Consider the following 245-nt stretch of genomic DNA (forward strand, 5'->3'; position numbering starts at 1 on the left):
CACTTACGGCACTAGTACCTGAGCTTTGATAACTAACTCGTAAAACGATTTTGCTGTCGGTTTTAATATCAGGTGCCGTAAGTGTTTGCTCTGCACCATCAAGCGGAAAAACGTCTAAACTAGCGCCACTTACTAGTTGCCACGTAAATGTACCATCGGCGGGAGAGCCCTCTGCAGTAAAGGTAAATTCAGTTTTATCGATAACCCGTAAATCAGCTCCCGCATGTACCAATGCCTCTCCAGAT

1 pseudogene is annotated in these 245 nt (G+C 45.3%); it reads right to left on the bottom strand.

What is annotated here, in order from left to right:
* Positions 1–245 (bottom strand): annotated as a pseudogene (locus CWB66_RS21925) (Lcl C-terminal domain-containing protein); the annotation flags it as partial.

The sequence above is a fragment of the Pseudoalteromonas sp. S558 genome (genome assembly GCF_005886635.1).
Classification (GTDB): domain Bacteria; phylum Pseudomonadota; class Gammaproteobacteria; order Enterobacterales; family Alteromonadaceae; genus Pseudoalteromonas; species Pseudoalteromonas aliena.